Raw genomic sequence first — 25,875 nt, forward strand, 5'->3', positions numbered from 1 at the left:
AGGCCCGCCCCCGACGAAAGGCGGAGAATTCGCTTCGCTTGAGGGCGCGGTTCTGGTAGCCGTGCCCGAAATGTCCGAAATCACCCTCCCCTCCGTCACCACAGCCACGGGCGACCTCTGGGTGTTCGGCTACGGCTCGCTGATGTGGCGGCCGGGCTTCGACTTCGAGGAGCGCGTCCCGGCACGGCTGGTCGGCGAGCACCGGGCGCTCTGCGTCTATTCCTTCGTCCATCGCGGCACACCGGAGAAGCCGGGCCTGGTGCTCGGACTCGACCGCGGCGGCGCCTGCCGCGGCATCGCCTTTCGCGTCGCTGAAAAGAACCGCACCGACGTGGTCGCGTATTTGCGGGCGCGCGAGCAGGTCACCTCGGTCTATCGCGAGGTGATGCGCTCGGTGTGGCTGGAGAACGATGCGCGCCAGCGCGTCTCCGCGCTCGCCTATGTCGTCGACCGCGGCCATGTGCAATATGCCGGCCGCCTCTCGCTCGCCGAGCAGCACCGCCATGTCGTCCAGGGCCACGGCCAGTCCGGCGCCAATCGCGACTATGTCACCGCGACGGTGAAGGCGATCGAGGCCGAAGGTTTTCGCGATACGCAATTGCATCAGCTCGCGACCATGCTGCATGGGGAGGCGCATTCCCTGCACCCGCCGGCTCGCGACGATCGAGAGAGCCGCTAGAGCATGATCCGGAAAAGTGCGCAGCGGTTTTCCGGAAAGATCATGCTCAAACAATAAACTAAAGCGCGATGACGATTCATCCTAATCTCATCGCGCTTTAGCTCTCCGACGGGGCGTAACTCGGCGAGGCGCCAATCAGTTGCTCCTGCTCCTTGCGGCCGGCCTCGACGAGGCGGCCGGTTGCCTCTTCGATCGCCGTCTGCACACGGGAGAGAAACTCATCCTTCGGCAGGCCCGATGGCAACGGATCGAGGAATTCCACCACGAGCGTGCCGGGATAGCGCATGAAGGTGCGGCGGGGCCAGAACAGGCCGGAGTTGAGCGCGATCGGCAGACACGGCACGCCGCAGGACGAATAGATCTGCGCGAAGCCGGTCTTGTAGTCGGGCGGCGCGCCCGGCGCGCGGCGCGTGCCTTCCGGAAAGATGACGAGCTGCCGGCCCGAGCGCACCGCCTCGCGCGCCCGCCGCGTCATGTCCAAGAGCGCCTTCACGCCGGCCTTGCGGTCGATCGCGATCATCCCGGTCTTGACCAGGAACTGGCCGAACACCGGGATCTGCATGAGCTGACGCTTGAGGATGAAGATCGGACGATTGAAGAAGCCGGGCAGCACGAAGGTCTCCCAGAACGACTGGTGCTTTGCCACGATCACAAGCGGCCCCTGCGGGATGTTCTCGACACCGCGGAATTCGACCTTGATGTTGCAGACCACGCGCATCAGGACCAGCGTCGCCTTGGCCCACCATTGCGCGACCGTCAGCATGGCGCGCGGCGGCAATGCGAAGGTCGGCAGCGCCACGATCGCGAGGCAGACCAGCACGGCGTAGAACAGCACGTTGAACACGAGCGAGCGCAGGAAAATCAGGAACATCGACGATCCGATTAATTTGCCGATCAATTGGCCTGTGCGGTGGCAGGCCGCTTTGGCTGCTGACCTGCAGGCTGCTCCGACATCTCGGGCGAAAGGTCAATCCCGAAATCCTCCAGCCGCACCCTGAGCTCGGCCGCGACGTACTTGACATATTCCGACAGCAGCAGCCGCAAGGTGGACGCCGATGTCCACCACGGCTCCTCGCGCCATTTGTCGCCGACCACCGCGAACGGGATCAGCGTCGTCTGCGGCATCGCATGCGAGAATTCCACCAGCGCGCGCGGCATGTGATAGTTCGAGGTGACCACGATCAGCGACTTGAACCGGCGGCCGTCGGCCCAGCGCCGCGCCTCCGCCGCATTGCCGCGGGTCGAGAGCGCGGTGCGGTCGAGATCGACACAACAGGTCATGAAGGACTGGTTCTCCGGCAAGGTCCGGGAGATGTCGCTCGCCGTCGACGTCGGGTGCACGCCGGAGATCAGGAGCCGCCTGCCGTAGCCGGCGGCGAGCAGCTCCATCGCGTCCGACACCCGCGAGGAGCCGCCGGTCAGGACCACGATGCCGTCTGCCTTGCGGCTTGGGGCGATCTCGGCGCCGCGCAATTGCGACAGGAACGCGATGAAGCCCGCCGCCGCGCCGACGAAGGCGAGCGCAATCGTCGACACCACGGCCGCGCGCAGCCAGCCGCGCGGCAGGTTCGGCGATCGATCGTCGGTCGGCGAGGTCATATGATGTCGATGATCCCTTCCCTGAGGTGATTTTAAAAGGTTTTGAGGCGAAGTGGAGTCCGGTTTCTTCGCCCTCTCCTGCGGGAGAACGGAAGAAAGAACTCAATCAACATCGTTCAACGTCGCAAACAGGGTCTGGCGTGAGGCCACCGCGGTGATGGCGCCGATCAGCACGGCCTGGGCCGCGAGCACGATGTAGCCGGACGGCCGCAGCGAGAAGGTGCCGAGCAGCGCGGCGAACTGGTCGCCGACGGGGGTACCGGAAAACCAGCCGGCGATCGACTCGGAGAAGCCGAACACCAGCATGGCGGCGCCGCCGCCGATCACGCCGCCCTCGAGGCCCAGCCTCAGGAAATGACGCAGGAAGTGATTGGCGATGTAGCGGTCGCCGGCACCGACGAAATGCAGCACCTCGACGATCGGACGGTTCGCCGCCATGGCGCCACGGGTCGCGAACGAGACCGAGATGATGGTGGCGATGATGACCAGCGCGAGGATGCCGAGGCCGGCGAGCACGGTGGCGTTGGTCATCGAGCGCATCCGCTCGATCCAGGCGCGGTGATCGTCGACGCTGGCACTTGGCGCGACCTGGGTCACGCGCGCGCGCAAGGCGCCAAGATCGAGCAGCGTGCCAGGTTGCACACGCGCGATGATCATGCGCGGCACCGGGAGGTCGTCCATCGACAGCCCGGTGCCGAGCCAGGGCTCGAGCAGCTTGCCACTCTCCTCCCGGGTGAACGGCTTGACCTCGACGACGCCGGCTTGCGCGCGCATCGCCTCCGTCACAGCCGCGGTGTCGCGTTCGAGATCGCGGCCGGCCTGCGGGCGAACCTGGATGGTGATTTCGCTGGCGACGTCCGACTGCCATTCCGCGGCGGAGGCGCTCACCAATAGCACCGTGCCCGTGGTCATCGACGCCAGGAAGGTCATGATGGCGACGACGGCGACCAGCGCGCGGCCCTGGATCGAGGCGCGCGGCACGATCGGCGACATGTTGCGCGCGTTGGCCGGAAGCTGCGGACGCTCCTGTCCGAGGTCGACCAACACGCCGCGCTCGTCGGTCCTACTCATAGACGTGCAACCGTCCCTGGTGCAGCACCAGCCGCCGGGCCTCGTACTGGTCCATCAGGCCGATGTCGTGGGTCGCGATGATGACGGCGGTACCCGATTTGTTGAGCTCGATGAAGAGCCGCAGCAGGCGACGTCCCAGCGTCGGGTCGACGCTGCCGGTCGGCTCGTCCGCGAGCAGCAGTTGCGGCCGCGAGATCACGGCGCGCGCGATCGCCGCGCGCTGCTTCTCGCCGCCCGACAGGATCGGCGGCAGCGCGTCCATGCGGTCGCCGAGCCCGACCCAGCGCAGCAGGTCGATCACCTCCTTGCGATAGCTCGACTCGCTGCGGCCCATGACGCGGAACGGCAGCGCCACGTTCTCGTAGGTCGTCATGTGATCGAGCAGGCGGAAATCCTGCAGCACGATGCCGATGCGCTTGCGCAAATCGGAGATCTCGTCCTTGCCGAGACGCGAGATGTCGTGGCCGAACAGATTGACAAGTCCCCGCGTCGGACGGTGCGACAGGAACAACAGGCGCAGCAGCGAGGTCTTGCCGGCACCCGAGGGGCCGGTGAGGAACTGGAACGAATGCGCCGGGATCTGGAAGCTGAGGTCGCGCAGGATCTCCGGCCCCAGACCGTAACGCAATCCGACATTTTCGAACCGAACCAAGCTCAGCTCCGTTCGAGAGGGGACGCGGGTCGCACTGCTGCGCTCCGCCATACGCGACCAACGGGTTTTGCCGCCGTTATGGTTTCCGGTTCGTTAACGGTCGCCTTGTAGCATCCAGGGTGCCCGGTTCGGCGCGACTGGGTCATCGTCGAGGCCCGTCCATGCATATCGTCTGCCCCCATTGTATGACATCCTACGCCATCAAGCTCGCGAGCCTTGGGGCGAACGGACGGGCGGTCCGCTGTTCCCGCTGCAAGGAGACCTGGATCGCCCACGCCGAGGATGCCATCGAGGAGGCATCCGTCCCGGCCATGGCCGCGGCCAGCCAGGCCGACGACCAAACCGACCTTGCCGAGCAGTGGAACTCCTATGCCAAGGACGACAGCGCCACTGACACACCTGTCGTCGACAGTCCCTCGATCGCCAGCGACTGGCCCGATGAAGAGGCCCCCAAGGAAACCGAGGACGAGTGGTCCGCGGCGGCCCGGGAAGCCGAGGAGGAGGTCGTCGGCGCGCAGCACCAGTCCTGGTTCCGCGGTCTGTTCGGCCGCCGCGGCGCGCGGGTGAGCCGTCCGGTCGCCACCGCGTCGCCCAAAAAATCCCATTTCGGCCTGCCGACCGCCTGCGCCGCCTTGGGCGCGCTGGTGCTGGCGCTGGTGATCTGGCGCGGCGACATGGTGCGGCTGCTGCCGCAGACCGCCGCCTTCTACAAGATGGTCGGGCTCGAGGTGAACCTGCGGGGCCTCGCCTTCAAGGACGTGAAGCTGTCCAGCGAGACCGTGGACGGTAAGCAGGTGCTGGTGATCGAGGGCGTGATCGTCGGCGAGGGCAAGAAGCCGCTCGACATTCCGCGGCTGCGCTTTGCCGTGCGCGACGGGCAAGGCGCGGAGATCTACGCCTGGAATACGGTGCTGGAGCAGACCGTGCTGCGGCCCGGCGAGCGCGCCTTCTTCCGCTCCCGCCTGGCCTCGCCGCCGCCGGAAGGCCGCAATATCGACGTTCGCTTCTTCAACCGGCGCGACATTGCCGGCGGCAGCGTATAATTGCGCCGCCCGGTACCGAGGTTGGTCCGAAAGTTGGTCCCATGCCGAAGATCTTGATCGCCGACGACGAAGATTCGATGCGCACGCTGGTGGCGCGCGCCATCGCCATGGACGGGCACGAAACGGTCACCGCGCAGGACGGCGCCGAGGCGCTGGAGATCCTGACCCGCGAGGACGGCGCCTTCGACCTGCTGCTCACCGACATCCAGATGCCCGTGATGGACGGCATCGCGCTGGCGCTCTCCGCCGCGCGCGATTTTCCCGACCTGACCATCTTGCTGATGACCGGCTTTGCCGACCAGCGCGAGCGCGCCTCGAACCTCAATGCGCTGGTGCACGACGTCGTGACAAAACCGTTCTCGGTCGCCGACATCCGCACCGCCGTGGCGGATGCGCTGGCGGCGAAGAAAACCTGACACCTCAACACAGTCACAGCTGATCCGTCATCCTGAGGCGCGAGCCGTGCGGCGCAACGCGCTGCATGGGGAGCCTCGAAGGATGTACGGCCCCGATGTAACCGATCCAGCCGGGCCGTCGCCCTTCGAGGCTCGCCGAAGAGGCGAGCACCTCAGGGTGACGGTGATAGATAGGGCACGTACTGGGCCGCCTCAAAAATCCTTCAGCAGCCGCTCGATGTAGTCGAGCTCGATCTGCGGACGCGAGCTGTCGCCGAGGCGGCGGCGGAGCTCTTCGAGGATGCGGCGGACGCGCTGGGCGTCGATCTCGCCCGGGATCTTGACGGTGTAGTCGTCGCTGAGATCGCGGCCATGAAGCGGGCGCCCGAGCGGATCGGTCTGGTTGCCGCCGCTCTGCTGACGGCCGGCCCGATTGCCGGGACCATCGCCCTGCCCGTCGCCATCGCCCTGCTGCATCGCCTCGGCCATCTTCTGCGCGCCCTTGCGCATCGCGTCGAGAGCCTTGCCCTGCGAATCCACGGCACCGTCGGCATTGCCTTCACCGAGCTTCGAGCCGGCATCACCCATGGCACCGTCGGCGGCGTCGAGGCTGCCGTCGTCATCACCCTGATCGCCGTCCTGATCGCCGCTCTGGCCCGGGTCGCCCTGCTGGCCTTTCTGACCCTGCTGCCCTTTTTGACCCTTTTGTCCCTTCTGTGCGAGGCCGCGCTTGGCGAGCTCGTCCTGCAGCTTCTTCAGGCGATCGCGCAGCGACTGCTGATCCTGCTGCAGGTCCGACATCGACTGGTCGCCCTGCTGCTTGCCGCGCGAGCGGTCACGCCGGGAATCCTGGCCCTGCTTGAAAGTCTTGTCGCGCAACTGCTGCTGCTTGCGGATCATGTCGCTGAGCTCGTTCAGCGCCTGCTCCATGTCGCTCTCGCCGGATTGCCCGGGCTGCGCCATCTGTAGATTTTCCATGATCTGCGCGAGCTGCTCGAGCATGCGCTGGGCCGCCTCTTTATTGCCCTCGCGCGCCGCCTTCTCGATCTGCCGCAGGAGGTCGTCCAGATCGCGCTGCGTGATGACGGAACGATCGCGATTGGAAGACTGGCTTCTTTCCGTGGCGCGCTTGTATTCCTCGAGCTTCTGAATGGCGTCGGACTGGTTGCTCAGGCTCTTCCCGGATTCCTTCTGCCTGAGGCTGTCGCCGGATTCCTGCATCGCCTTTTCCGCGCTGTCGAGCAGCGCATCGGGATCCTGATCCAGCTGTGCGGCGGCCGGCGAGACGCCGCCCAACAGCAAGGCGAGGCAGGCGATCGATATCGCCTTCAAGACTGGCACGGGTGCTAGCTTCCGCATTTCCGGTCCCGCGTAAACTGGTTGGTCCTGTCGTCCCCCGCCTTGTTGGCACGGTTGTTCGCCGACTTGCGATAGGCCTGAAGCTGCTCGCGCAAGACGTCCTGCTGCTGCGCCAGCTCGGCGAGCTGCTCGGGCGTCGCGTGCTGGGTCTTTTGTCGCAGCTCGACGGCCTTGTCGAGGATGAGCTGGACCTCCGCCGGGAACGGCTGCCGGGCGCCGAGCGGATTCTGCTCGGCGCGGCGGGCGAGATCGCGCACCTTGCCGGCCATGGCCTCACGCAGCTTCTGCGTCAGCACCCTGAGTTCGTCCTCGCTCGCGCCGCGGTCCAGCGCCGCCTTGAGCGCATCCTGCGCCGAGCGCAGCGCGGCGTTGACGCTGCCGGCGACGCCGTCGTCCTCTATGGTCGTCGCGAAGGCCCACATGCTCGCCACCACGTTGCGCAGCGCATCGTCGGTGCGGGCAGCCTCGAGCTGGCTCGCGAGGCTGCGGAGGCCGAGATAGCAGCCAGCATCCGGCGTGAACAATTCGGGTGCGATCATCAGCGCGTCGAGCGCGGTGTAGACGTCCGAATTCCTGTTGGCGTCGAGCGCGAGGATACGGCGCTGCTCGATCAGCGCGCGTGCGAGCGAGTTGGTGAACAGACGCTCGGGCAGGCGCATGTTGAAGGGTTCGCTCCTGGCCTCGTTGCCGGCCTCGTCCTTGGCGGTGAGCGTCAGCGTGACGTCGGCGCCGGCATAGGGGTCCTCGCTGAGATCCTTCACGGTCTGGCCGACGCCGTTGCGGGTGCGCGCGTTCGGCAGCACGAGCGGGAATTGCGGCGGCTGGAACAGCGGCCGCGCCGCGGCCTTGCCGTCGGAATCCTTGCTGCCATTCTTGCTACCATCCTTGGCGTCGGCGGGGCGCAGGGCAATGTGGGCATCCGCGCCGGTCACGCCGTAATCGTCCTCGATCTTGTAGGAGAGCTGGAGCCCGCCGCGCGCCTGGCGCTCGGGATCCTTGGCGAGCGCGATCGTCGGTGCACGGTCCGGCGTTGCCGCAAACGCCCATTGCGGCTGGCCGGAGGGCGCGCGGACATGCGCGGTGCCATCTGCCGTGATGGTGAAATGCTTCTCGTTGGTGCCCTTGGGCGCGGCTTCCGCGGGAGCAACCTCCTTGAGGCCGCCGGAGACAACGACATCCAGGCTGCCGCCGGAGGAGCGTACGATCAGGGTCGAGCCGACGGGAACGGCAAGCGGGCCGGCGGCCGGCAGCGCCGCGGCCTCCTTGTTGGCGGCCGACAGGATGACCGGCGGCTTGCCGGTATAGAGCGGCGGAGTGACCCAGGCATCGACGCGAACATTGGCCGGCGCCAGCACGCCGTTCCAGTCGAAGGCGGCCCCGAGCCGCATCGCGCGCTCGTCGCCGGCGGCGAAGAAGGTCGCGACCAGCATCACCATGACCAGCGCGCGCAGCGCCCAGGGATCATGCAGCGCGAGCCGCGGATGCGGCAGCCCGGCGCGGATGCGCTTGAGCGAGGCCAGCGTACGCTCGCGCTGCGCCTGCCACAGCGCCTGTGCGACCGGGTCCTGCGAGGACAGCGTGTCCGTCAGCGTCGTGGCCGGGCGGTGACGGATGCCGGAGCCACGATCGAGCCGGCTGAGCGCCTCCGCGCGGCTCGGCCAGCGGAAGCGAATCAAGGGAAACAGGACGGCAATTGCGATGCCGGCGAAAACAACGAGACCGATGGCACGGGCAACGAACGGGAGCGCCAACCAGAGGCCGGCCCAGGACACCACCAGGAACAGGCCGACGACGGTCAGCAGCCGCGCCAAATTCGGCCAGGCACGCTCCCACGCGATGGCATAAATGGCCCGATCGAGGGCCTGCGCCAGCTTCAGCCGCGACAGAGCATCGCCGTTGCGGATCGGGTCTGACGGGTCGGGGGTGACGCCGTTCAATCAACTCTCCAGGTTGCCCGGTAGAGAAGCCTATCACAACGGCAGCACTGAGGCATCCGTTCCGGTACGGGAGACACCCCTTTTCCCGCATAACACGAGGACGTGACTGGCCCGCTGCAACCCCGTAATTTCCGCGCCGCCCCGAGGGAGACAAGAGGAAACGCCATGGACAAGAAGATGCACGACAAGGGCCTGGAAGTCCGCAAAGCGGTGCTGGGCGAGGCCTATGTCAACAACGCGCTGAAGAATGTCGACGACTTCAACCGCCCGTTCCAGGAGATGCTGAACGAATATTGCTGGGGCACGGTGTGGGGCCGCGAGGAGCTGCCGCGCAAGACCCGCAGCATGCTCAACATCGCCATGATCGCGATCCTCAACCGCCAGCACGAGTTTCGCGCGCATCTGAAGGGCGCGCTGACCAATGGCGTCAGCCGCGAGGAGATCCGCGAGATCCTGATGCAGGTCGCGATCTATGGCGGCATGCCCGCGGCAGTCGACAGTTTCCGCATCGCGCGCGAGGTGTTTGCGGAGATCGATGGCAAGGCGTGAGATGTCGTCAAAATCTCCGCTGTCGTCCCGGGGCGCGCGTAGCGCGAACCCGGGACCCATAATCACAGGCAGCGGTGGTTAGCGGGACTCGGAGTGACCGCTTCCGCGCAACGACTCCTCCCTGGGGTTATGGGCCCCGGGCTCATCGCTTCGCGATGCCCCGGGACGACGAGCGGAGAATGATCGCCGCTTCACGTTCAACCACCAACGAATGACAACCACAAGGAAACACCATGGACATCGGATTCATCGGGCTCGGAAACATGGGTTTCCCGATGGCGCGGCGGCTGATCGAGGCGGGACACAGGCTCGTCGTGTTCGACACGCGCAAGGAGGTGACGGGCAAGCTCGTAGCACTCGGCGCTAAGCCAGCGACATCGCCGAAGGACGTCGCCGATCAGGTCGAGACCGTGATGGCGAGCCTGCCCTCGCTGCAAGCCTCGCTCGAGGTTGCAACGGGAGCGAACGGCGTGATCGAGGGCCGCCGGGCAAAACGCTTCATCGACCTCTCCACCGTCGGCTCGGCGATGGCCGTGAAGATTCACGACCTGCTCGCCAAGCGCAACATCGTCCAGATCGACTGCCCCGTCTCCGGCGGCGTCGGCGGCGCCGAGAAGGGCACGCTAGCGGTGATGGTGTCAGGGCCGAGAGCGGAATTCGAGCTGCTCAAGCCCGCGCTCGACGTGATCGGAAAGGTGTTCTTCATCGGCGAGAAGCCCGGCGCGGCGCAGACCATGAAGCTCGCCAACAATTTCCTGTCGGCCACCGCGATCGTGGCGACGTCGGAAGCCGTGGTGATGGGCGTGAAGGCCGGGCTCGATCCCGCCGTGATGATCGACGTCATCAACGCCGGCTCCGGCATGAACACGGCGAGCCGCGACAAGTTTCCGCGCGCTGTGCTGCCGCGCAGTTTCGACTTCGGTTTCGCCACGGGATTGATGGTGAAGGACGTCCGGCTGGCGCTGGAGGAGATGAAGCAGCTCGGCCTGTCGATGGAGGTCGCGGACGCGGTCGGGCGGTTGTGGGAGACCGTGATCAGCGCGGAAGGCGCCGAGTCCGATTTCACCGCGGCGATCAAGCCGATCGAGAAGAGGGCGGGGGTGGTGGTGGGCGAAAAAAAATAACGCCAAACCCGTAGCCCGGATGGAGCGCAGCGTAATCCGGGGTTGTTACGGCTCGGCGAGAACCCGGATTTCGCTGCGCTCCATCCGAGCTACGATCACTGTCTCACAGCCACGGCGCCGGCGTGTCCATCGCGATCAGCTGCTCGACCTCGATGCGCGGGCGGACCACGGCGTACTGATCGTCCTTCACCAGCACCTCCGGCACAAGCGGGCGGGTGTTGTAGGTGCCGGCTTGCACCGCGCCATAGGCGCCGGCGGTCATGATGGCGATGAGATCGCCGGGCGCGGGCGTCGGCAGCGTGCGGTCGAGCGCGAGATAGTCGCCGGTCTCGCAGACCGGGCCGACGACGTCGGCCATGATGGTGGCGGCGCCCTTGGTGGGCTGCGTCACCGGCAGGATGTCGTGATGCGCCTCGTACAGCGTCGGGCGAATCAGGTCGTTCATGGCGGCGTCGATGATGACGAAATTCTTGCCGTCGCCATGCTTCACATAGATCACCTTGGCGACCAGGATGCCGGCATTGCCGACGATCATGCGGCCCGGCTCGAACATCAGCGTGCAGCCGAGATTGTGGCTGACGCGCTTGACCATGGCGGCATAGGCCGCCGGCGCCGGCGGCGCCTCGCGGTCCATGTAATAGGGAATGCCGAGGCCGCCGCCGAAATCGACATGGGAGATGTTGTGGCCGTCGGCGCGCAGCGTCTGCACGAATTCGGAGAGGATGCGGAACGCGGTCTCCATGCCGGAGAGGTCGGTGATCTGGCTGCCGATGTGCACGTCGGTGCCCGTCACCTCGATGCCCGGGAGTTTCGCGGCGCGGGCATAGACCTCGCGGGCATGCACGATCGGGATACCGAACTTGTTCTCGGACTTGCCGGTGGAGATCTTGGCGTGGGTGCCGGCGTCGACATCGGGATTGACGCGCAGCGAGACGCGCGCGGTCTTGCCCGTCTCGGTCGCCAGGCGCGACAGCAGCTCGAGCTCGGGCTCAGATTCGACGTTGAGACAGAGGATGTCGGCGGCGAGCGCGGCGCGCAGCTCCTGTTCGGTCTTGCCGACACCGGAGAACAGGATCTTGCTTGGCGGAATGCCGGCGGCGAGCGCGCGCTTCAACTCACCGCCGGAGACCACGTCGGCGCCGGCGCCGAGCTTGGCGAGCGTGCGCAGCACCGACTGGTTCGAGTTCGCCTTCATGGCGTAGCAGACCAGCACCTTCTCGCCGGCGAAGGCATCGGTGAAGACGCGATAGTGCCGCTCCAGCGTCGCGGTCGAATAGCAATAGAACGGCGTGCCGACGGTTGCGGCCAGCTCGGACAGGTTCACCGCCTCGGCGTGCAGCACGCCGTTGCGATAGTCGAAATGGTTCATGACGCAGGCTCGGTTGTCCCGGCTTATTTCTTGCCGGGAGGTTCGTCCAACAGCGGGTCGAGAATAAACGGTTTTTTCCTACCCTTGGCCGCCGCGGGTGCGGCATCCGCACCGGAGGTTGGGTCGAAGAGGCTCGGCGTCTTCTGGGCTGCGGTCTCGGTGTCGGTCGGAGCTGCGACGTTGCCCGTTGGCGCGTTGGAGGCGGTCGGCGGCAAATCCAGCGGACCCTTGCGGCCGCAGCCGGCAAGCGCGAGCGCCGTCAGGCTCAAGACAATGATGGCCCACCCCGAGCCGGCCGGGCGAAACTTTGACGTCACGACGAAATTCCCCACTACGCGGGGCGCACCATACAGAGATTGGCGCGCTCTGGCGAGAGCCGGATGACCATGAAACATAAGCGAAATTTTGCCCCTCAGCCCAATTTTCGCTCTTTTTCCAGCCGCTTCGCCCAGGCCTTGGCCTGCGACGTCACGTTCTTCGGCGCGGTGCCGCCGAAGCTGGTGCGGCTCTTCACCGACGATTCGACCGAGAGCACGCCGAGCACGTCCTTGGTGATCTTGGGCTCGATCGCCTGCATCTCCTTGAGCGGCAGCTCGTGCAGGGCGACGCCACCCTCGGCGGCCTTGGCGACGATACGGCCGGTGACGTGATGGGCGTCGCGGAACGGCATTTTCAGCGTCCGCACCAGCCAGTCGGCGAGATCGGTCGCGGTGGAATAGCCCTCGCCTGCAGCAAGCTTCATCTTGGCTTCGTCAGGCACGAGATCGCGAACCATGCCGGTCATGGCGCGGATCGCCAGCGACAGCGCGGCAAAGCCCTCCATGGCGCCCTGCTTGTCCTCCTGCATGTCCTTTTGATAGGCGAGCGGCAGGCCCTTCATCACGATCAACAGGCCGTTGAGCGCGCCGATGACGCGGCCGGTCTTGGCGCGCACCAGTTCGGCGGCATCCGGATTGCGCTTCTGCGGCATGATGGAGGAGCCGGTGGTGAACTTGTCGCTGAGCCGGATCATGCCGACCAGCGGCGAGGTCCAGATCACGATCTCCTCGGCAAAGCGCGACATGTGCACGGCGCAGATCGAGGCCGCCGACAATGCCTCCAGCACGAAGTCGCGGTCGGAGACGGCATCGAGCGAGTTCGCCATGGGACGGTCGAAGAGAAGCGCCTTCGCGGTGGCGTGGCGGTCGATCGGGAACGAGGTGCCGGCCAGCGCGGCGGCGCCGAGCGGGGATTCATTCAGCCGCTTGCGCGCATCCTGGAAGCGGCCGCGATCGCGCGCGGCCATCTCGACATAGGCGAGCAGATGATGGCCGAAGGTCACGGGCTGCGCGGTCTGCAGATGGGTGAAGCCGGGCATCACGGTTGCGGCATGCTCCAGCGCGCGATTGACCAGCGCGGCCTGGAACGCGGCGAGCGCCGCGTCGGTTTCGTCGATGATGTCACGGACGTAGAGACGGAAATCGGTCGCGACCTGGTCGTTGCGCGAGCGCGCGGTGTGCAGGCGGCCGGCGGCGGGGCCGATCAACTCGGACAAGCGGCTCTCGACATTCATGTGAATGTCCTCGAGCGCGCGCTTGAACTCGAAGCCGCCCTTGCCGATCTCTGACAAAATCGTGTCTAGACCCTTGCCGATATTTTTCGCATCAGAACCCGTGATGATGCCCTTCGCGGCAAGCATCGCAGCGTGGGCCTTGGACGCGGCAATGTCCTGGGCGAAGAGGTGACGATCGACGTCGATGGAGACGTTGATCTCTTGCATGATCTCGTCGGGACGTTCCGAGAACCGGCCGCCCCACATCTTGTTGCTCATGATCCCCTGCTCACGCCTTGATTTGCCGCACGTTTGCTGGCCGCCGCCAGCCGTATTAAGAGGCCCCTGATAGCCATATCTGCGACCGGATGACAAACGATATGCTCGACAAGACGCCCTCCGCCACGCGCCGGGTCCCCCTCGTCATCGCCACCGTGGCGGTCGTAGGGCTGGCCGGCTTCGCTGCGCTGTACGGACTGGGCCTGAGCCGGGCCCCATCAGGCGATCCGGCCTGCCGAGCGGCGGTGGCTACGGCGCAAAAGATCGCCCCGCTGGCCCATGGCGAGGTGGCGGCGCTGACCATGGCGAGCGCGCCGCTGAAGCTGCCCGACCTCGCCTTCGAGGATGCCGACGGCAAGCCGAAAAAGCTGTCCGATTTCCGCGGCAAGACGCTGCTGGTGAACCTCTGGGCCACCTGGTGCGTGCCATGCCGGAAGGAAATGCCGGCGCTGGACGAGCTCCAGGGCAAGCTGTCGGGCCCGAATTTCGAGGTGGTGGCGATCAATATCGACACTCGCGACCCCGAGAAGCCGAAGACCTTCCTGAAAGAGGCCAATCTGGCCCGGCTCAGCTATTTCAGCGATCAGAAAGCCAAGGTTTTTCAGGATCTTAAGGCGATAGGCCGGGCGCTGGGCATGCCCACCTCGGTGCTGGTCGATCCGCAAGGCTGCGAGATTGCGACGATCGCGGGGCCGGCGGAATGGGCGAGCGAGGACGCGCTCAAGTTGATCCGGGCGGCGACCGGCAAGGCCGCCGCAGCGCTCTAGGATTTTCAGGCGGTGATGTTGAGGTTGCCGCCGACGCCGGCACCGACATTGGCCAGCGAGGGCTGACCCGCACCGAGCAGCGTCAGGACGGTGGATTTCTCCATATCCGCGTTCTGCTTGGTCAGCGTCGCCGCAATATTCGACTGCAGCGCGCCTTGCTGAGCGGCCAGCATGGTGCTGACCATTGCCATCATGTCCATTACGCGAACCCTCTTACCGGCTGCAGCCTAGGCGCGAGGGGTTAACGCGACATGAATCGACACAGGATAGGTGCCGTAGGGTGGGCAAAGGCGCACTTGCCGCCGTGCCCACCCCCTCACCATGGTCGCGAAAAATGCGTGGGCACGCTTCGCTTTGCCCACCCTACGGCACCGCCGGCTTAGCGCGTCGGAACCGGCTTGGCGCCGCGGTAGTCGTAGAAGCCGCGCTGGGTCTTGCGGCCGAGCCAGCCGGCCTCGACGTATTTCACCAGCAGCGGGCACGGGCGGTACTTGGAATCGGCCAGCCCCTCATGCAGCACCTGCATGATCGAGAGGCAGGTATCGAGGCCGATGAAATCGGCGAGCTCCAGCGGGCCCATCGGATGGTGCGCGCCAAGCTTCATGGCCGCGTCGATCGCCTCGACATTTCCGACGCCTTCATACAGCGTGTAGATCGCCTCGTTGATCATCGGCAGCAGGATGCGGTTGACGATGAAGGCCGGGAAATCCTCGGACACCGCGACCTGCTTGCCGAGCTTGGCGACGAATTCCTTGGACGCCTCGAAGGTCTGGTCGTCGGTGGCGATGCCGCGGATCAACTCCACCAGCTCCATCAGCGGCACCGGATTCATGAAGTGAATGCCGATGAAGCGCTCGGGCCGGTCGGTGGCGGCGGCAAGCCGGGTGATCGAGATCGAGGACGTATCGGAGGCGACGATCGCCTCGGGCTTCAACACGGCGCAGAGCTCGTGGAAGATCTTGCGCTTGACCTCTTCCTTCTCGACCGCGGTCTCTATCACGAGGTCGCAATCGGCGAGGTCGTCCAGCTTCTCGGCGGACGTGATGCGCGCCATCGCCTTGGCCTTGTCGTCCTCGGAGACGGCCTTCTTGGAGACCTGGCGCGCCAGATTACCGTTGATGGTGGCCATGCCCGACTTGAGGCGATCAACCGAAACGTCGTTGAGCACCACGTCGAAACCGGCCAGCGCCGCAACATGCGCGATGCCATTGCCCATCTGACCCGCGCCGATCACGCCGACCTTCTTGATCACTGCCGCCATCTTGTCATCCACCGGAACGGCGCGCGACGAGCGCGCCTGCCTATCCCCCGAGCCGGGAGGTCTGATTTGATCAGAAGCTTGATTTAATCAGAACCCGGGCTCGAAACCTAGATTGGATCGCTTCGAAGGCGTGCCCCACGCCAAAGAAAACGCTTCAGAAATGAAACACCGGCCGGAGTTTATGCCTCCGGCCGGTGTTTTTGGCGTCTTTTACTTGCCGAGCTTGCCGAGTTCGGCCGTCAGCTCCGGAACCGCCTGGTAGAGATCGGCGACCAGGCCGTAATCGGCAACCTGGAAGATCGGCGCGTCCTCGTCCTTGTTGATCGCGACGATCACCTTGGAGTCCTTCATGCCGGCCAGATGCTGGATGGCGCCGGAAATGCCGACGGCGACATAGAGCTCGGGCGCCACCACCTTGCCGGTCTGGCCGACCTGCCAGTCGTTCGGGGCGTAGCCGGCGTCCACCGCCGCGCGCGAGGCACCGACACCGGCCCCAAGCTTGTCAGCGAGCGGCTCGATGTACTTGGCAAAATTCTCGCGGCTCTGCATGGCGCGGCCACCGGAGACGATGATCTTGGCCGAGGTCAGCTCGGGACGGTCGCTCTTGGCGACCTCCTCGCCGATGAAGGACGACAGGGCCGGATCGGCCGCCGCCGCGACGGTCTCGACCGCCGCGCTGCCGCCCTCGCCGGCTGCGGCGAAGGTCGAGGTCCGCACCGTGATGACCTTCTTGGCGTCCTTGGACTTCACCGTCTGGATGGCGTTACCGGCATAGATCGGACGCTCATAGGTGTCGGGGGCGACCACCTTGATGATCTCCGAGACCTGCATGACGTCGAGCAGGGCGGCGACGCGCGGCATCACGTTCTTGAAGCGCGAGGTCGCGGGCGCGACGATCGCATCGTAGCCGGAGGCCAGCGAGACGATCAGCGCGGCCAGCGGCTCGGCGAGATCGTGCGCGTAGAGCTCGCCATCGGCGAGCAGCACCTTCTTGACGCCGGCAAGCTTGGCAGCGGCATCCGCCGCGGCCTTGGCGTTCTGGCCGGCAACGAGGACTTCGACGTCCGCGCCGAGCGCGGCGGCCGCGGTCAGGGCCTTGTTGGTCGCATCCTTGAGCGACGCATTGTCGTGTTCGGCAATCAGCAGCGTCGTCATCAGAGCACCCCGGCTTCGTTCTTGAGTTTCGACACCAGCTCGGCGACGTCCTTGACCTTGACGCCCGCCTTGCGGCCGGCCGGCTCCGTCGTCTTGACGACCTCGAGACGCGGAGCGACGTCGACGCCGTAATCGGCGACGGTCTTGTCCGCGATCGGCTTCTTCTTGGCCTTCATGATGTTCGGCAGCGAGGCATAGCGCGGCTCGTTGAGACGCAGATCGGTGGTGACGATCGTCGGTCCCTTCAGCTTCACGGTCTGGAGACCGCCATCGACTTCGCGGGTGACCTTGAAGTCAGAACCTTCGACCTCGAGCTTCGAAGCGAACGTCGCCTGCGACCAGCCGAGCAACGCAGCCAGCATCTGGCCGGTCTGGTTGCTGTCGTCGTCGATCGCCTGCTTGCCGAGAATGATCAGGCCGGGCTGCTCTTCTTCCGCAACCTTCTTCAGGATCTTGGCGACCGCGAGCGGTTCGACCGTGCCCTCGGCCTTCACCAGGATGCCGCGATCGGCGCCCATGGCAAGACCCGTGCGGATCGTCTCCGACGCCTGCGCAGGTCCAATGGAAACCACCACGACTTCGGTCGCCTTGCCGGCTTCCTTCAGGCGCAGTGCTTCCTCAACCGCGATTTCGTCGAACGGGTTCATCGACATCTTGACGTTGGCGAGTTCAACGCCCGATCCATCGCCCTTGACGCGGACCTTGACGTTGTAATCGACCACCCGCTTTACCGGCACTAAGACCTTCATCGATCCTCTTTCACTCAACTTGGGAGGGGGGTTATCAACTGGCGCGGAACCTAAAGGCCCGATCTGCCCCGGTCAACGCGCGAACGAGTCTAATTTCGGCCTTCTGAAATGCAGAGGGCACGGTAGGTCAGCGGTTCTGGCCCGGAACCCAAAGCACGTCGCCGGCGCCGTTCCCGTTGGCGGCCCGGCTGGCCACGAACAGGAAGTCCGACAGGCGATTCATATATTGGATGCCAGCCGCGCTGACCTGCTCCCCGGGTTGCGCCGCCAGTTCCACGATCACCCGTTCCGCCCTGCGGCATATCGTGCGCGCCACGTGGAGATAGGCCGCAGTCGGCGTGCCGCCGGGAAGCACGAAGGAGGTCAGCGGCGCGAGCTTGTCGTTGAGCGCGTCGATGTCGCGCTCGAGCCGCTCGACCTGGCTCGCCACCACCCGCAGCCGCTCCGCCTTGCCCTCACGCTCGGGCACCGCAAGGTCGGCGCCGAGATCGAACAGGTCGTTCTGGATGCGGCCGAGCATCACGTCGAGCTCGGGCATGTCCGCGGTGTGGAGCCTGACCACGCCGATCGCGGCGTTGGTCTCGTCGACGGTGCCATAGGCCTCGATGCGCAGATCGTATTTCGGACGCCGCTCGCCGGTTCCGAGCGCTGTCGTGCCGTCGTCACCGGTCTTGGTGTAGATGCGATTCAGTACGACCATAGGAGACTCTTAATTTTGGGGCATGATCCTGTCGGAAAACCGCTTCACACTTTTCCGGATCATGCCCTAACGCCCCATCGCCCAGACCGCGAGCATCGCGATGATGATCGCCACGAATTGCAGCAGCACGCGCCAGCGCATCAGCTTCTGCGAAATGTTGGGCGAGCCGCCGCGCATCATGTTGATGAGCCCGAGCAGCAGCACCAACGCCACGGCGCCGGCTGCCGCCGGCAGGATGAAAGTCGTCAGGAGAGATGCCATTGGGGGGTGATAACACCGTGCGCGCCGGTCCGCCATGGTGCCGCGGCAGCCTCCGGCGTCATTCCGGGGCGATGCGAAGCGTCGAGCCCGGAATGACAGCGAGACGCTTCGCGAACTGGCTTTTGGGGCAAGAATATCAGATGGTATTGCGATGATTTCCGATTTGCGCCCATTGCCTATTCTCCTGACCTCTCCCTACGTGCGGGGAGAGCGGGCAGCGGTGTAGGTGCCATTTGAAAGCCATCCGCTACATTTACTGCGTCTTGGAGGATGCGTTCTACACGTTCCTGGCCGACGACGGCTGGGCGATCGCGAGCCATATCGCGCTGTCGACGTTGATGGCGCTGTTCCCGTTCCTGATCGTGCTGACCTCGCTCGCGGGCTTCTTCGGCTCCAAGGAACTCGCCGACCAGGCCGCCAGCCTGATGCTGCAAATCTGGCCCAAGCAGGTCGCCGATTCGATCTCGGGCGAGGTGCATGACGTGCTGACCACGACCCGCACCGGCATTCTGACCATCGGCGCGGCGCTGTCGGTCTATTTCGCCTCCAACGGCGTCGAGGCCCTCCGGGTCGCACTCAACCGCGCCTATGCGGTGGTGGAGATGCGGCGCTGGTACTGGCTGCGGCTGGAATCGATTGTCTACACGCTGATTGCTGCCTTCACCGCGCTCGCCATGGCGTTCCTGATCGTGCTCGGTCCGCTCCTGATCGAGGCGGCGCGGCGCCACATCCCGCTGTTCGTCGAATCCAACGAGAGCATCCTGACCTGGCTCCGCTACGGCATCACCATCGGTGCGCTGGTGGTGGCGCTGATCATCCTGCATGCCTGGCTGCCGGCTGGACGGCGGGGCTTCTTCCAGATCCTTCCCGGCATCGTCTTCACCATCGTGGCGTCGCTGATATCAGGCATCGTGTTCGGGCAATATCTGGCGCGCTTCGCCAACAATTACGTGACCATGTATGCGGGGCTCGCCTCGGTCATCATCGCGCTGGTGTTCCTGTATTTCATCGCCGCGATCTTCGTTTACGGCGGCGAGCTCAACGCCGCGATCATCAAGTCGCGGCTTCCTCACGGCGTGTCGCTTCAAGCAGCGCAGTCGCTAGCGCCCGCGGAGACACAGGCTTGACCAGGAAGGCGTCGGCACCGGCCTCGCGCGAGGCCGCCTCGTCCTCGCCGCGGCCGGACACCCCGATGATCGGGATCTGAGCCAGCGGGGCCTCCATGGTGCGGATCCGCCTGATGGCCTCGACGCCGTCGATGCCCGGCAGCACCATATCCATCAGCACCGCATCGAACGCGCCTTGCGCCAGCCGGCCGACGGCGTCCTCGCCGCGCCCGATGAACTCGGCATGATGGCCGAGCTCGGTCAGAATCGTGTTGAGCACGACGCGGCCGAACGGATTGTCCTCGACGCTGAGGACGCGCAGCGCCGCGGCCACATCCGCCTCGGTTTCGCCCTTCGCCTTGCGGGATTTGCGCGGTCCGGCCGCATCGAGCGACACCGTCAGCGTGAAGGTAGCACCACCGCCCCGGCGTGGGGCGACGGTGATGTCGCCCCCCATCGCGCGCGCCAATTGCTTGACCGAGGACAGGCCCAAGCCAGCGCCGCCGAAGCGCGAGGCGATGGTGACATTGGCCTGGGTGAACGGGCGGAACAGCCGCTTGATCTCGGCCATGGTCAGACCGATGCCGCTGTCGGACACCGCGAAGGCGACGCCGACCCTGCCCTTCTCTTTTGGCTTGCCCTTCGCTTTGCCTTTGGCTGGACGCCAGGGCGCGACCTCGAGTGCCACGCCGCCCTGGTCGGTGAACTTCACGGCATTGTCGATCAGGTTCTCGAGCGCGGCGCGCAGGCGGACGGGATCGCCGACCACGAGGCCGGGGAGCTTGTCGGAGATCTCGACCTGGGCCAGGAGACCCTTGGCGGCGGCGCGGCCGGCCAGCGAATCCCCGGCGCTGCGGGCGAGCGTGCGCAGATCGAACAGGTCCTGCCGCAGCGTCCCTCCGCCCTTTCCGGCCCCCTTGCCGGTTCGGGCGGCATCCACGAACAGCGTGGCAAGGCTCGCCAGATGCTCGGCGCCGGCCTTGATGGTGTCGGCCCAGCGCCGTTCCCGCTCGCCGAGATCGGAGGTCGCAAGCAGGTCGCTGATCGCCAGAATGCCGGTCAGGGGGGTGCGGACCTCATGGGCAAAGGCGGCGAGCGCCGCCTGGACCACGTCCGGGGCGACCGCCTTTGTGCTGCGCTTGCGCAACCCGCCGGCCGTCCCGGACCGCTTCCGAGGCGGTCGCCTGGACGTCCGCGTGGTGCGCGCTGGGCGCGTTTTCGCCGCCATAAATCCCCTTCGAAGTATCCCCTTCGAACCCCGGGCTGTCGGCCAAGCATGGCACGGCGGAACCCCCGGAGTCACGGCGGCGTTTGGCTAACCCCCAGAGAAACTTAATCTAATCCCACCAGCTGACGGATGCCGGCAGGCGTGATGCCGGCCGCGCGCAAGGCGCGCAGACCGGTCGAGCGGCTCGATTTCGACAGCTTCCGCCCGTCGCTGTCGCAAATCAGCCGGTGATGGCGGTAGGCGGGTTCGGGCAGGCCGAGCAGGACCCGGAGCAGGCGGTGGACGGCGGTGGCGTGAAACAGGTCCTGGCCACGCACGATCTCGCTGACGCCCTGGAGCGCGTCATCGACGACGACGGACAGGTGGTAGCTGGTCGGCGTCTCCTTGCGCGCCAGGATGACGTCACCCCAGGCCTCGGGCCGCGCCGGGACCGTGCCGCGCTCGCCATCAGGCCCCTCGCCCAGCTCATTCCAGGTCAGGCCGGCGACGCGCCGACAGGCGGCCGCCATGTCGAGCCGCAGCGCGTAGGGCACGCCCGAAGCCATGAGCCGGTCGCGCTCGGAAGCTGAGAGCGATTTCGCATCGCCGGGATAGAGCGGCGCGCCATCGGGATCGCGGGGCCACGGCCCGTCAGCCTCGCGCGCGGAGACGAGCTTTGCGATCTCGGCGCGGCTTTCGAAGGCGGGATAGATGAGCCCAAGCGCCGACAGCTTGTCCAGCGCGGCGCGATAATCAGCGAGATGCTCCGACTGCCGCCGCACCGGCGTCTCCCAGTTGATCCCGAGCCAGGCCAGATCCTCGTAGATCGCCGCCTCGAATTCCGGCCGACAGCGCGTCGCATCGATGTCCTCGATCCGCAGCAACAAGCGGCCGCCGGTCTCGCGCGCGCGGTCGAAATTCAGCAGTGCGGAATAGGCGTGGCCGAGATGGAGGTGGCCGTTCGGGCTCGGGGCGAATCGGAAAACGGGTGGTGCCATCACATGAATCTCGTCATGGCCGGGCTCGACCCGGCCATCCATCTTCCAAGGACTCTGTTACGATAGGAGATGGATGCGCGGGTCAAGCCCGCGCATGACGTCGAAGAGAACTTGCCGATCGCATGACCATCCATCTCGAAACCCAATCCGATCTCGAAGAGGCCGTCCAAGCGCTGATCAAGCGCGACCCGCGCCTCAAACCCGTGTTCGAGATCGCGGGCATGCCGGCGCTGCGGCGGCGCGAGCCGGGTTTTGCGGGCCTTGCCCACATCGTCTGCGGCCAGCAGCTCTCGACCGCGAGCGCCGCGGCAATCTGGGGACGGTTGTCGGCCGCCTTCGATCCGTTTGACCACGACGCGGTGCGCCGGGCTCGCACTGACCGGCTGGGACGGCTCGGCCTGTCGGCCGCCAAGATCAAGACGCTGAAGCATCTCGCGCGCGAGATCGGCGCGCAGCGGCTGAACCTCGAGGTGCTCGCCGAGGAAGACGCCGACGCCGCGCATCACACGCTGATCGCGCTGCCCGGAATCGGCCCCTGGACCGCGGACGTCTATCTGTTGTTCTGCCTCGGCCATGGCGATGCCTGGCCCGCCGGCGACCTCGCCGTGCAGGAGGCTATCCGCGTCGGGCTCGGCCTTCAGGCAAGGCCGACGGAAAAGCAGATGGCGCCGCTCGCCGAGCCCTGGCGTCCCCTGCGCGGCGCGGCGGCGCATTTGTGGTGGAGCTATTATCGCGCGGTGAAGAAGCGCGAGGGCGTGCTCGCCGGCTCGGGCTAAAGAAACCGCTGCGCACTTTTCAGGATCATGCCTAGCCCCGCAGCCTCGCGCGGTCGGCCCGGGCGCATTCGGCGACGAAATCCACGACGGCGCGCACCGCCGGAAGCTCGACGAGGTCGGGATGGGCAAGCAGCCAAAGGTCCGCCACGCTGGCGAGCTTTTGCGGGGCGACGCGCACGAGGTCGGGATAGCTTTCCGCGACGAAGCAGGAGAGCGCCGAGATCCCAATCCCGGCGCGGACCGCTGCCAGCATGTCGCCCTGGGAAGAGCAGCGCATCACCACCCTGGCCTGCCGGGTGACGACGTCGCTCCAGCGCGCAAGCTGCGCGTTGGACGCCTGGTCGGCGAAGCCGACGACGCTATGCTCCTTCCACTCGCCGCGCCGTTCGGGCAAGGACCGCCCCGCGGCATAATCGCGCGAGGCATAGAATCCGGTCCCAAGGCGGCCGATCTTGCGGCCGACCAGGTTTTCCTCGCCGCTGTCGAAAGGCCTCAGCACCACGTCCGCCTCACGCCGGCGCACACTCGCCGGAAACGGGTGGGTGATGATCTCGAGCTGGACATGGTCATGCGCACGCAGAAAGGCAGGCAGGCGCGGCATCAGCCAATGCGAGGCCAGCGTCGCGCCGATCGAAAGCTTGACGATGCCGCGTGCCTTGTGTCCTCCGGCCGCGACCGCGGTCTCGGCCCGCAGCGCCGCCGCCGCCATGGCCTCGGCGTGCTCGCGCAATGTCCGTCCGTCCGCGGTCAGTGCCAGGCCGTCGGCGGCGCGCGCCACCAGTCTGGTGCCGAGCTGAGCTTCCAGCGCCGCGATCTCGCGGCTGACGGTGGGATGGCTGGTGCGGAGCCGGCGGGCGGCGGCGGTGAAGCTTCCGGTATCGGCGACCGCGACGAAGGTCTTGCAGAGATCCCAGTCCAATCGGCCCTCCGTTCATATCTGAATGACTATCCGTTCATTATTGAACGATCGGAGCGCGCCGTCCAACCTTATAGTGGGTTCAAACCCGCAACACGGGCGGCAATCGCCCGCGCGACAATCAACAGGGAAACGCCTCGTCATCCGCCCGCCGGCGGAGCCGCGTTTTCGAGGAGGACATGATGGCGCTGCCCGCTCTCTTGAAGGATTCGCTCGCGCTGCCCGTGGTGGGCTCGCCGCTCTTCATCGTCTCCGGACCAGAGCTGGTGATCGCCCAGTGCAAGGCGGGCGTCGTCGGCTCGTTTCCGGCGCTCAATGCCCGTCCGGTCGAGAAGCTCGACGAATGGCTGAGCCGCATCGAGGACGAGCTCGGCCAATACAAATCGCTCAATCCGGGCAGGAAGGTCGCGCCCTACGCGGTCAACCAGATTTGCCACGCCTCCAACGACCGCCTGATGAAGGACATGGAGACCTGCGTGAAACATCGCGTCCCCATCATCATCACCTCGCTGCGGCCGCCGGCGGAGATCGTCGAGGCCGCGCATTCCTACGGCGGGCTAGTTTTCCACGACGTCATCAACGTCAAGCATGCGCGGAAAGCGGCTGAGCACGGCGTCGACGGCCTGATCCTGGTCTGCGCGGGCGCCGGCGGGCATGCCGGAACGCTGTCGCCCTTCGCGCTGGTGCGCGAGGTCAAGCAATGGTTCAAGGGCACGATCCTGCTGTCAGGCGCGATCAGCGACGGCTTCGGCATCGCCTCCGCGCTGACGCTGGGCGCCGACCTCGCCTATATCGGCACGCGCTTCATCGCGACCAGGGAAGCCAACGCCGACGAAGCCTACAAGGCCGCGCTGACGCAGCATGCCGCGCACGACATCGTCTACACCAACCTGTTCACCGGCGTGCACGGCAACTATCTCGGCCCCTCCATCGCCGCCGCGGGACTCGATCCGGACAATCTGCCGGTGGCCGACAAGACGAAGATGAATTTCGGCTCCGGCGGCAACACGAAATCAAAGGCCTGGCGCGACATCTGGGGTTCGGGCCAGGGCATCGGCCAGATCACCGACGCGCCGCCCGTGGCCGACCTGGTCGACCGGATGAAGGCGGAGTTCGATCAGGCCCGCCAGGATTTCCTGCTCCGCGCCAGCGCCTGACGTCTCGGACTGACAAGAAAAAACGGGAGGACACCATGAAGCTCGCAGCCGCATTGATCGGCATGTCGTTGCTGACGCTCGGCGCCGCCAGCGCCCACGCCGAGGGCAGCGCCGAGATCCGCATCGGGCAGACCCTGCCCTATAGCGGCCCGGCCTCCGGCTTCGGCGCGATCGGGCGGACACAGGAAGCGTTCTTCGAGAAGATCAATGCCGAAGGCGGCATCAGCGGCCGCAAGGTCAAGTTCATCACGCTGGACGACGCCTATTCGCCGCCGAAGACGGTCGAGCAGACCCGCAAGCTGGTCGAGCAGGACGAGGTGCTGATGATGTTCGGCTCGCTCGGCACCGCCACCAACAGCGCCGTGCAGCGCTATCTCAACGCCAAGAAGGTGCCGCAGCTGTTCGTGCTCTCGGGCGCCACAAAATGGGCCGAGCCGCAGAAGAATCCGTGGACGATGCCGGGGATGGCGGCCTACGAATCCGAGGGCGTGGTCTATGCCAAATACATTCTGCAGACCAAGCCCGACGCCAGGATCGCGATCCTGGCGCAGAACGATGATTTCGGTCGCGACTATGTCGCAGGCTTCAAGCGCGCGCTCGGAGCCAAGGCGGCCGGCATGATCATCGCGGAGCAGACCTACGAGACCAGCGCGCCGACGATCAGCTCGCAGCTCTCGACCCTGAAGGCCTCGGGCGCCAACGTGCTGTTCGGCGTCGTGCTCGGAAAGTTCACCTCGCAGATGGTCAAGGGCGTGGCCGAGATCGGCTGGAAGCCCGAGCTGTTCTTCGTGCCGACCTCGGCTTCGTCGATTTCGTTCCTGGAGCCGGCCGGGCTCGACAACGCCGTCGGCCTGATCTCGTCGAGCAACCAGAAGGATACAATGGACCCGCAATGGGCCAACGATCCCGGCGTGAGGGAGTATTTTGCCTTCATGAAGCAATACATGCCGAACGCCGACCTTTCCAACTCCAACTACGCCGCCGGCTACCACTATGCGACGCTGCTGATGACGGTGCTGAAGGCGTGCAAGGATGATGTCAGCCGCGACAACATCATGCGCCAGGCGGCCTCGCTGAAGGAGGTGAAGCTGCCGCTGCTGCTACCAGGAATATCGGTTACGACCGGTCCCGACGATTATCTGCCGTTCCAGCAGCTTCAGCTCCGCCGCTTCAACGGCAAGAGCTGGGTCGGCTTCGGCGACGTGCTGGACGATCGCTAGGCTCGCGCGGGAAGG

General features: G+C 66.0%; 28 protein-coding genes. 10 read left to right on the top strand and 18 right to left on the bottom strand.

The features are described 5' to 3' along the window. Nucleotides 1–70: 70 nt before the first annotated feature. Nucleotides 71–679 carry a gamma-glutamylcyclotransferase gene (locus GGD65_RS22725; RefSeq protein ID WP_026201635.1) on the top strand — a complete coding sequence of 203 codons (609 nt, stop codon included), beginning with the start codon at nucleotides 71–73 and terminating at the stop codon, nucleotides 677–679. A gap of 97 nt (nucleotides 680–776) precedes the next feature. On the opposite strand, the gene GGD65_RS22730 is transcribed toward GGD65_RS22725, so the two are convergent. From GGD65_RS22730 to ftsE, 4 genes are all read right to left on the bottom strand, one after another. Next, the gene (locus GGD65_RS22730; RefSeq protein ID WP_018316250.1) at nucleotides 777–1,550 is read right to left on the bottom strand and encodes a 1-acyl-sn-glycerol-3-phosphate acyltransferase; all 774 of its coding nucleotides are present in this window, start codon (nucleotides 1,548–1,550) and stop codon (nucleotides 777–779) included. Nucleotides 1,551–1,573: 23 nt separating this feature from the next. Beyond that, nucleotides 1,574–2,278: a YdcF family protein gene (locus GGD65_RS22735; RefSeq protein WP_018316251.1), complete on the bottom strand. Its 705-nt coding sequence runs from the start codon at nucleotides 2,276–2,278 to the stop codon at nucleotides 1,574–1,576. Between the two features lie 102 nt (nucleotides 2,279–2,380). Next, nucleotides 2,381–3,349, bottom strand: a complete 969-nt coding sequence (locus tag GGD65_RS22740) for an ABC transporter permease (protein WP_018316252.1) — start codon at nucleotides 3,347–3,349, stop codon at nucleotides 2,381–2,383. Further along, complete coding sequence (gene ftsE / locus GGD65_RS22745; protein WP_183236672.1) at nucleotides 3,342–4,001, bottom strand: cell division ATP-binding protein FtsE; 660 nt, start codon at nucleotides 3,999–4,001, stop codon at nucleotides 3,342–3,344. The genes GGD65_RS22740 and ftsE overlap by 8 nt, the downstream gene beginning before the upstream one ends. Before the next feature lie 161 nt (nucleotides 4,002–4,162). Between ftsE and GGD65_RS22750 the strand changes: the two genes are divergently transcribed. Next, nucleotides 4,163–5,044, top strand: coding sequence for an MJ0042-type zinc finger domain-containing protein (locus GGD65_RS22750; RefSeq protein ID WP_183236673.1), 882 nt, complete (start codon nucleotides 4,163–4,165; stop codon nucleotides 5,042–5,044). 41 nt (nucleotides 5,045–5,085) lie between these two features. Continuing rightward, nucleotides 5,086–5,460: a response regulator gene (locus tag GGD65_RS22755; RefSeq protein WP_018316255.1), complete on the top strand. Its 375-nt coding sequence runs from the start codon at nucleotides 5,086–5,088 to the stop codon at nucleotides 5,458–5,460. A 192-nt stretch (nucleotides 5,461–5,652) separates the two neighbouring features. Here GGD65_RS22755 and GGD65_RS22760 read toward each other — a convergent pair whose 3' ends face one another. After that, nucleotides 5,653–6,798, bottom strand: a complete 1,146-nt coding sequence (locus tag GGD65_RS22760) for a DUF4175 family protein (protein ID WP_183236674.1) — start codon at nucleotides 6,796–6,798, stop codon at nucleotides 5,653–5,655. Further along, complete coding sequence (locus tag GGD65_RS22765) at nucleotides 6,786–8,735, bottom strand: TIGR02302 family protein (RefSeq protein WP_183236675.1); 1,950 nt, start codon at nucleotides 8,733–8,735, stop codon at nucleotides 6,786–6,788. Before GGD65_RS22765 ends, GGD65_RS22760 begins: the two co-directional genes overlap by 13 nt. Nucleotides 8,736–8,900: 165 nt before the next feature. Between GGD65_RS22765 and GGD65_RS22770 the strand changes: the two genes are divergently transcribed. Together GGD65_RS22770 and GGD65_RS22775 are read left to right on the top strand one after the other, a co-directional pair. Continuing rightward, nucleotides 8,901–9,284, top strand: a complete 384-nt coding sequence (locus GGD65_RS22770) for a carboxymuconolactone decarboxylase family protein (RefSeq protein WP_018316258.1) — start codon at nucleotides 8,901–8,903, stop codon at nucleotides 9,282–9,284. Nucleotides 9,285–9,517: 233 nt separating this feature from the next. Further along, on the top strand, nucleotides 9,518–10,408 hold the full coding sequence (locus GGD65_RS22775) for an NAD(P)-dependent oxidoreductase (RefSeq protein WP_183236676.1): 891 nt from the start codon (nucleotides 9,518–9,520) through the stop codon (nucleotides 10,406–10,408). A gap of 103 nt (nucleotides 10,409–10,511) precedes the next feature. Here the strand turns inward: GGD65_RS22775 and lysA are convergent, their stop codons facing one another. The 3 genes from lysA to argH form a co-directional block, all read right to left on the bottom strand. After that, complete coding sequence (lysA, locus tag GGD65_RS22780) at nucleotides 10,512–11,777, bottom strand: diaminopimelate decarboxylase (protein ID WP_183236677.1); 1,266 nt, start codon at nucleotides 11,775–11,777, stop codon at nucleotides 10,512–10,514. Nucleotides 11,778–11,800: 23 nt separating this feature from the next. Further along, nucleotides 11,801–12,094 (bottom strand): LPS translocon maturation chaperone LptM, encoded by a 294-nt coding sequence (lptM, locus tag GGD65_RS22785; RefSeq protein WP_026201636.1) that lies wholly within the window; start codon nucleotides 12,092–12,094, stop codon nucleotides 11,801–11,803. A gap of 95 nt (nucleotides 12,095–12,189) precedes the next feature. Then, nucleotides 12,190–13,587: an argininosuccinate lyase gene (argH, locus tag GGD65_RS22790; RefSeq protein ID WP_183236678.1), complete on the bottom strand. Its 1,398-nt coding sequence runs from the start codon at nucleotides 13,585–13,587 to the stop codon at nucleotides 12,190–12,192. Between the two features lie 101 nt (nucleotides 13,588–13,688). Between argH and tlpA the strand changes: the two genes are divergently transcribed. Next, on the top strand, nucleotides 13,689–14,354 hold the full coding sequence (tlpA, locus tag GGD65_RS22795; RefSeq protein ID WP_018316263.1) for a thiol:disulfide interchange protein TlpA: 666 nt from the start codon (nucleotides 13,689–13,691) through the stop codon (nucleotides 14,352–14,354). A 5-nt stretch (nucleotides 14,355–14,359) separates the two neighbouring features. Here the strand turns inward: tlpA and GGD65_RS22800 are convergent, their stop codons facing one another. From GGD65_RS22800 to GGD65_RS22825, 6 genes are all read right to left on the bottom strand, one after another. Further along, the gene (locus GGD65_RS22800) at nucleotides 14,360–14,554 is read right to left on the bottom strand and encodes a hypothetical protein (protein ID WP_018316264.1); all 195 of its coding nucleotides are present in this window, start codon (nucleotides 14,552–14,554) and stop codon (nucleotides 14,360–14,362) included. Nucleotides 14,555–14,733: 179 nt separating this feature from the next. Continuing rightward, complete coding sequence (locus GGD65_RS22805) at nucleotides 14,734–15,615, bottom strand: 3-hydroxybutyryl-CoA dehydrogenase (RefSeq protein WP_026201637.1); 882 nt, start codon at nucleotides 15,613–15,615, stop codon at nucleotides 14,734–14,736. 210 nt (nucleotides 15,616–15,825) lie between these two features. Beyond that, nucleotides 15,826–16,770, bottom strand: coding sequence for an electron transfer flavoprotein subunit alpha/FixB family protein (locus GGD65_RS22810; protein WP_018316266.1), 945 nt, complete (start codon nucleotides 16,768–16,770; stop codon nucleotides 15,826–15,828). Next, the gene (locus tag GGD65_RS22815; RefSeq protein WP_018316267.1) at nucleotides 16,770–17,519 is read right to left on the bottom strand and encodes an electron transfer flavoprotein subunit beta/FixA family protein; all 750 of its coding nucleotides are present in this window, start codon (nucleotides 17,517–17,519) and stop codon (nucleotides 16,770–16,772) included. The genes GGD65_RS22810 and GGD65_RS22815 overlap by 1 nt, the downstream gene beginning before the upstream one ends. A gap of 127 nt (nucleotides 17,520–17,646) precedes the next feature. Further along, entirely contained in the window at nucleotides 17,647–18,219 is a 573-nt protein-coding gene (locus GGD65_RS22820; protein ID WP_018316268.1) for a cob(I)yrinic acid a,c-diamide adenosyltransferase, read from the bottom strand. A gap of 66 nt (nucleotides 18,220–18,285) precedes the next feature. Further along, on the bottom strand, nucleotides 18,286–18,480 hold the full coding sequence (locus GGD65_RS22825) for a twin transmembrane helix small protein (protein WP_018316269.1): 195 nt from the start codon (nucleotides 18,478–18,480) through the stop codon (nucleotides 18,286–18,288). A gap of 233 nt (nucleotides 18,481–18,713) precedes the next feature. Here GGD65_RS22825 and GGD65_RS22830 point away from each other — a divergent pair, with 233 nt between their 5' ends. Continuing rightward, complete coding sequence (locus tag GGD65_RS22830) at nucleotides 18,714–19,607, top strand: YihY/virulence factor BrkB family protein (protein WP_026201638.1); 894 nt, start codon at nucleotides 18,714–18,716, stop codon at nucleotides 19,605–19,607. On the opposite strand, the gene GGD65_RS22835 is transcribed toward GGD65_RS22830, so the two are convergent. Together GGD65_RS22835 and gluQRS are read right to left on the bottom strand one after the other, a co-directional pair. Beyond that, nucleotides 19,534–20,814 carry an ATP-binding protein gene (locus GGD65_RS22835; protein ID WP_183236679.1) on the bottom strand — a complete coding sequence of 427 codons (1,281 nt, stop codon included), beginning with the start codon at nucleotides 20,812–20,814 and terminating at the stop codon, nucleotides 19,534–19,536. The genes GGD65_RS22830 and GGD65_RS22835 overlap by 74 nt on opposite strands. Before the next feature lie 104 nt (nucleotides 20,815–20,918). Further along, nucleotides 20,919–21,791, bottom strand: a complete 873-nt coding sequence (gene gluQRS, locus GGD65_RS22840) for a tRNA glutamyl-Q(34) synthetase GluQRS (RefSeq protein ID WP_183236680.1) — start codon at nucleotides 21,789–21,791, stop codon at nucleotides 20,919–20,921. 122 nt (nucleotides 21,792–21,913) lie between these two features. Here gluQRS and GGD65_RS22845 point away from each other — a divergent pair, with 122 nt between their 5' ends. Continuing rightward, nucleotides 21,914–22,567, top strand: a complete 654-nt coding sequence (locus GGD65_RS22845; RefSeq protein ID WP_183236681.1) for a DNA-3-methyladenine glycosylase — start codon at nucleotides 21,914–21,916, stop codon at nucleotides 22,565–22,567. A 31-nt stretch (nucleotides 22,568–22,598) separates the two neighbouring features. Here GGD65_RS22845 and GGD65_RS22850 read toward each other — a convergent pair whose 3' ends face one another. Beyond that, nucleotides 22,599–23,486 carry a LysR family transcriptional regulator gene (locus GGD65_RS22850; protein ID WP_183236682.1) on the bottom strand — a complete coding sequence of 296 codons (888 nt, stop codon included), beginning with the start codon at nucleotides 23,484–23,486 and terminating at the stop codon, nucleotides 22,599–22,601. A 179-nt stretch (nucleotides 23,487–23,665) separates the two neighbouring features. Between GGD65_RS22850 and GGD65_RS22855 the strand changes: the two genes are divergently transcribed. Then, nucleotides 23,666–24,640: a nitronate monooxygenase family protein gene (locus tag GGD65_RS22855; RefSeq protein WP_026201640.1), complete on the top strand. Its 975-nt coding sequence runs from the start codon at nucleotides 23,666–23,668 to the stop codon at nucleotides 24,638–24,640. 35 nt (nucleotides 24,641–24,675) lie between these two features. Then, nucleotides 24,676–25,860 carry an ABC transporter substrate-binding protein gene (locus GGD65_RS22860; protein ID WP_018316276.1) on the top strand — a complete coding sequence of 395 codons (1,185 nt, stop codon included), beginning with the start codon at nucleotides 24,676–24,678 and terminating at the stop codon, nucleotides 25,858–25,860. The last annotated feature ends 15 nt before the right edge of the window (nucleotides 25,861–25,875 follow it).

Source organism: Bradyrhizobium sp. CIR18, from assembly GCF_014198295.1.
In the GTDB taxonomy this organism is placed as follows: domain Bacteria; phylum Pseudomonadota; class Alphaproteobacteria; order Rhizobiales; family Xanthobacteraceae; genus Bradyrhizobium.

Coding starts and splice junctions, on each gene's coding strand:
- GGD65_RS22725 (WP_026201635.1), top strand. CDS start 71: ATGTCCGAAATCACCCTCCCCTCCGTCACCACAGCCACGGGCGACCTC.
- GGD65_RS22730 (WP_018316250.1), bottom strand. CDS start 1,550: ATGTTCCTGATTTTCCTGCGCTCGCTCGTGTTCAACGTGCTGTTCTAC.
- GGD65_RS22735 (WP_018316251.1), bottom strand. CDS start 2,278: ATGACCTCGCCGACCGACGATCGATCGCCGAACCTGCCGCGCGGCTGG.
- GGD65_RS22740 (WP_018316252.1), bottom strand. CDS start 3,349: ATGAGTAGGACCGACGAGCGCGGCGTGTTGGTCGACCTCGGACAGGAG.
- GGD65_RS22750 (WP_183236673.1), top strand. CDS start 4,163: ATGCATATCGTCTGCCCCCATTGTATGACATCCTACGCCATCAAGCTC.
- GGD65_RS22755 (WP_018316255.1), top strand. CDS start 5,086: ATGCCGAAGATCTTGATCGCCGACGACGAAGATTCGATGCGCACGCTG.
- GGD65_RS22760 (WP_183236674.1), bottom strand. CDS start 6,798: ATGCGGAAGCTAGCACCCGTGCCAGTCTTGAAGGCGATATCGATCGCC.
- GGD65_RS22770 (WP_018316258.1), top strand. CDS start 8,901: ATGGACAAGAAGATGCACGACAAGGGCCTGGAAGTCCGCAAAGCGGTG.
- GGD65_RS22775 (WP_183236676.1), top strand. CDS start 9,518: ATGGACATCGGATTCATCGGGCTCGGAAACATGGGTTTCCCGATGGCG.
- lysA (WP_183236677.1), bottom strand. CDS start 11,777: ATGAACCATTTCGACTATCGCAACGGCGTGCTGCACGCCGAGGCGGTG.
- argH (WP_183236678.1), bottom strand. CDS start 13,587: ATGAGCAACAAGATGTGGGGCGGCCGGTTCTCGGAACGTCCCGACGAG.
- tlpA (WP_018316263.1), top strand. CDS start 13,689: ATGCTCGACAAGACGCCCTCCGCCACGCGCCGGGTCCCCCTCGTCATC.
- GGD65_RS22800 (WP_018316264.1), bottom strand. CDS start 14,554: ATGGACATGATGGCAATGGTCAGCACCATGCTGGCCGCTCAGCAAGGC.
- GGD65_RS22805 (WP_026201637.1), bottom strand. CDS start 15,615: ATGGCGGCAGTGATCAAGAAGGTCGGCGTGATCGGCGCGGGTCAGATG.
- GGD65_RS22810 (WP_018316266.1), bottom strand. CDS start 16,770: ATGACGACGCTGCTGATTGCCGAACACGACAATGCGTCGCTCAAGGAT.
- GGD65_RS22815 (WP_018316267.1), bottom strand. CDS start 17,519: ATGAAGGTCTTAGTGCCGGTAAAGCGGGTGGTCGATTACAACGTCAAG.
- GGD65_RS22820 (WP_018316268.1), bottom strand. CDS start 18,219: ATGGTCGTACTGAATCGCATCTACACCAAGACCGGTGACGACGGCACG.
- GGD65_RS22825 (WP_018316269.1), bottom strand. CDS start 18,480: ATGGCATCTCTCCTGACGACTTTCATCCTGCCGGCGGCAGCCGGCGCC.
- GGD65_RS22835 (WP_183236679.1), bottom strand. CDS start 20,814: ATGGCGGCGAAAACGCGCCCAGCGCGCACCACGCGGACGTCCAGGCGA.
- gluQRS (WP_183236680.1), bottom strand. CDS start 21,791: ATGGCACCACCCGTTTTCCGATTCGCCCCGAGCCCGAACGGCCACCTC.
- GGD65_RS22845 (WP_183236681.1), top strand. CDS start 21,914: ATGACCATCCATCTCGAAACCCAATCCGATCTCGAAGAGGCCGTCCAA.
- GGD65_RS22855 (WP_026201640.1), top strand. CDS start 23,666: ATGGCGCTGCCCGCTCTCTTGAAGGATTCGCTCGCGCTGCCCGTGGTG.
- GGD65_RS22860 (WP_018316276.1), top strand. CDS start 24,676: ATGAAGCTCGCAGCCGCATTGATCGGCATGTCGTTGCTGACGCTCGGC.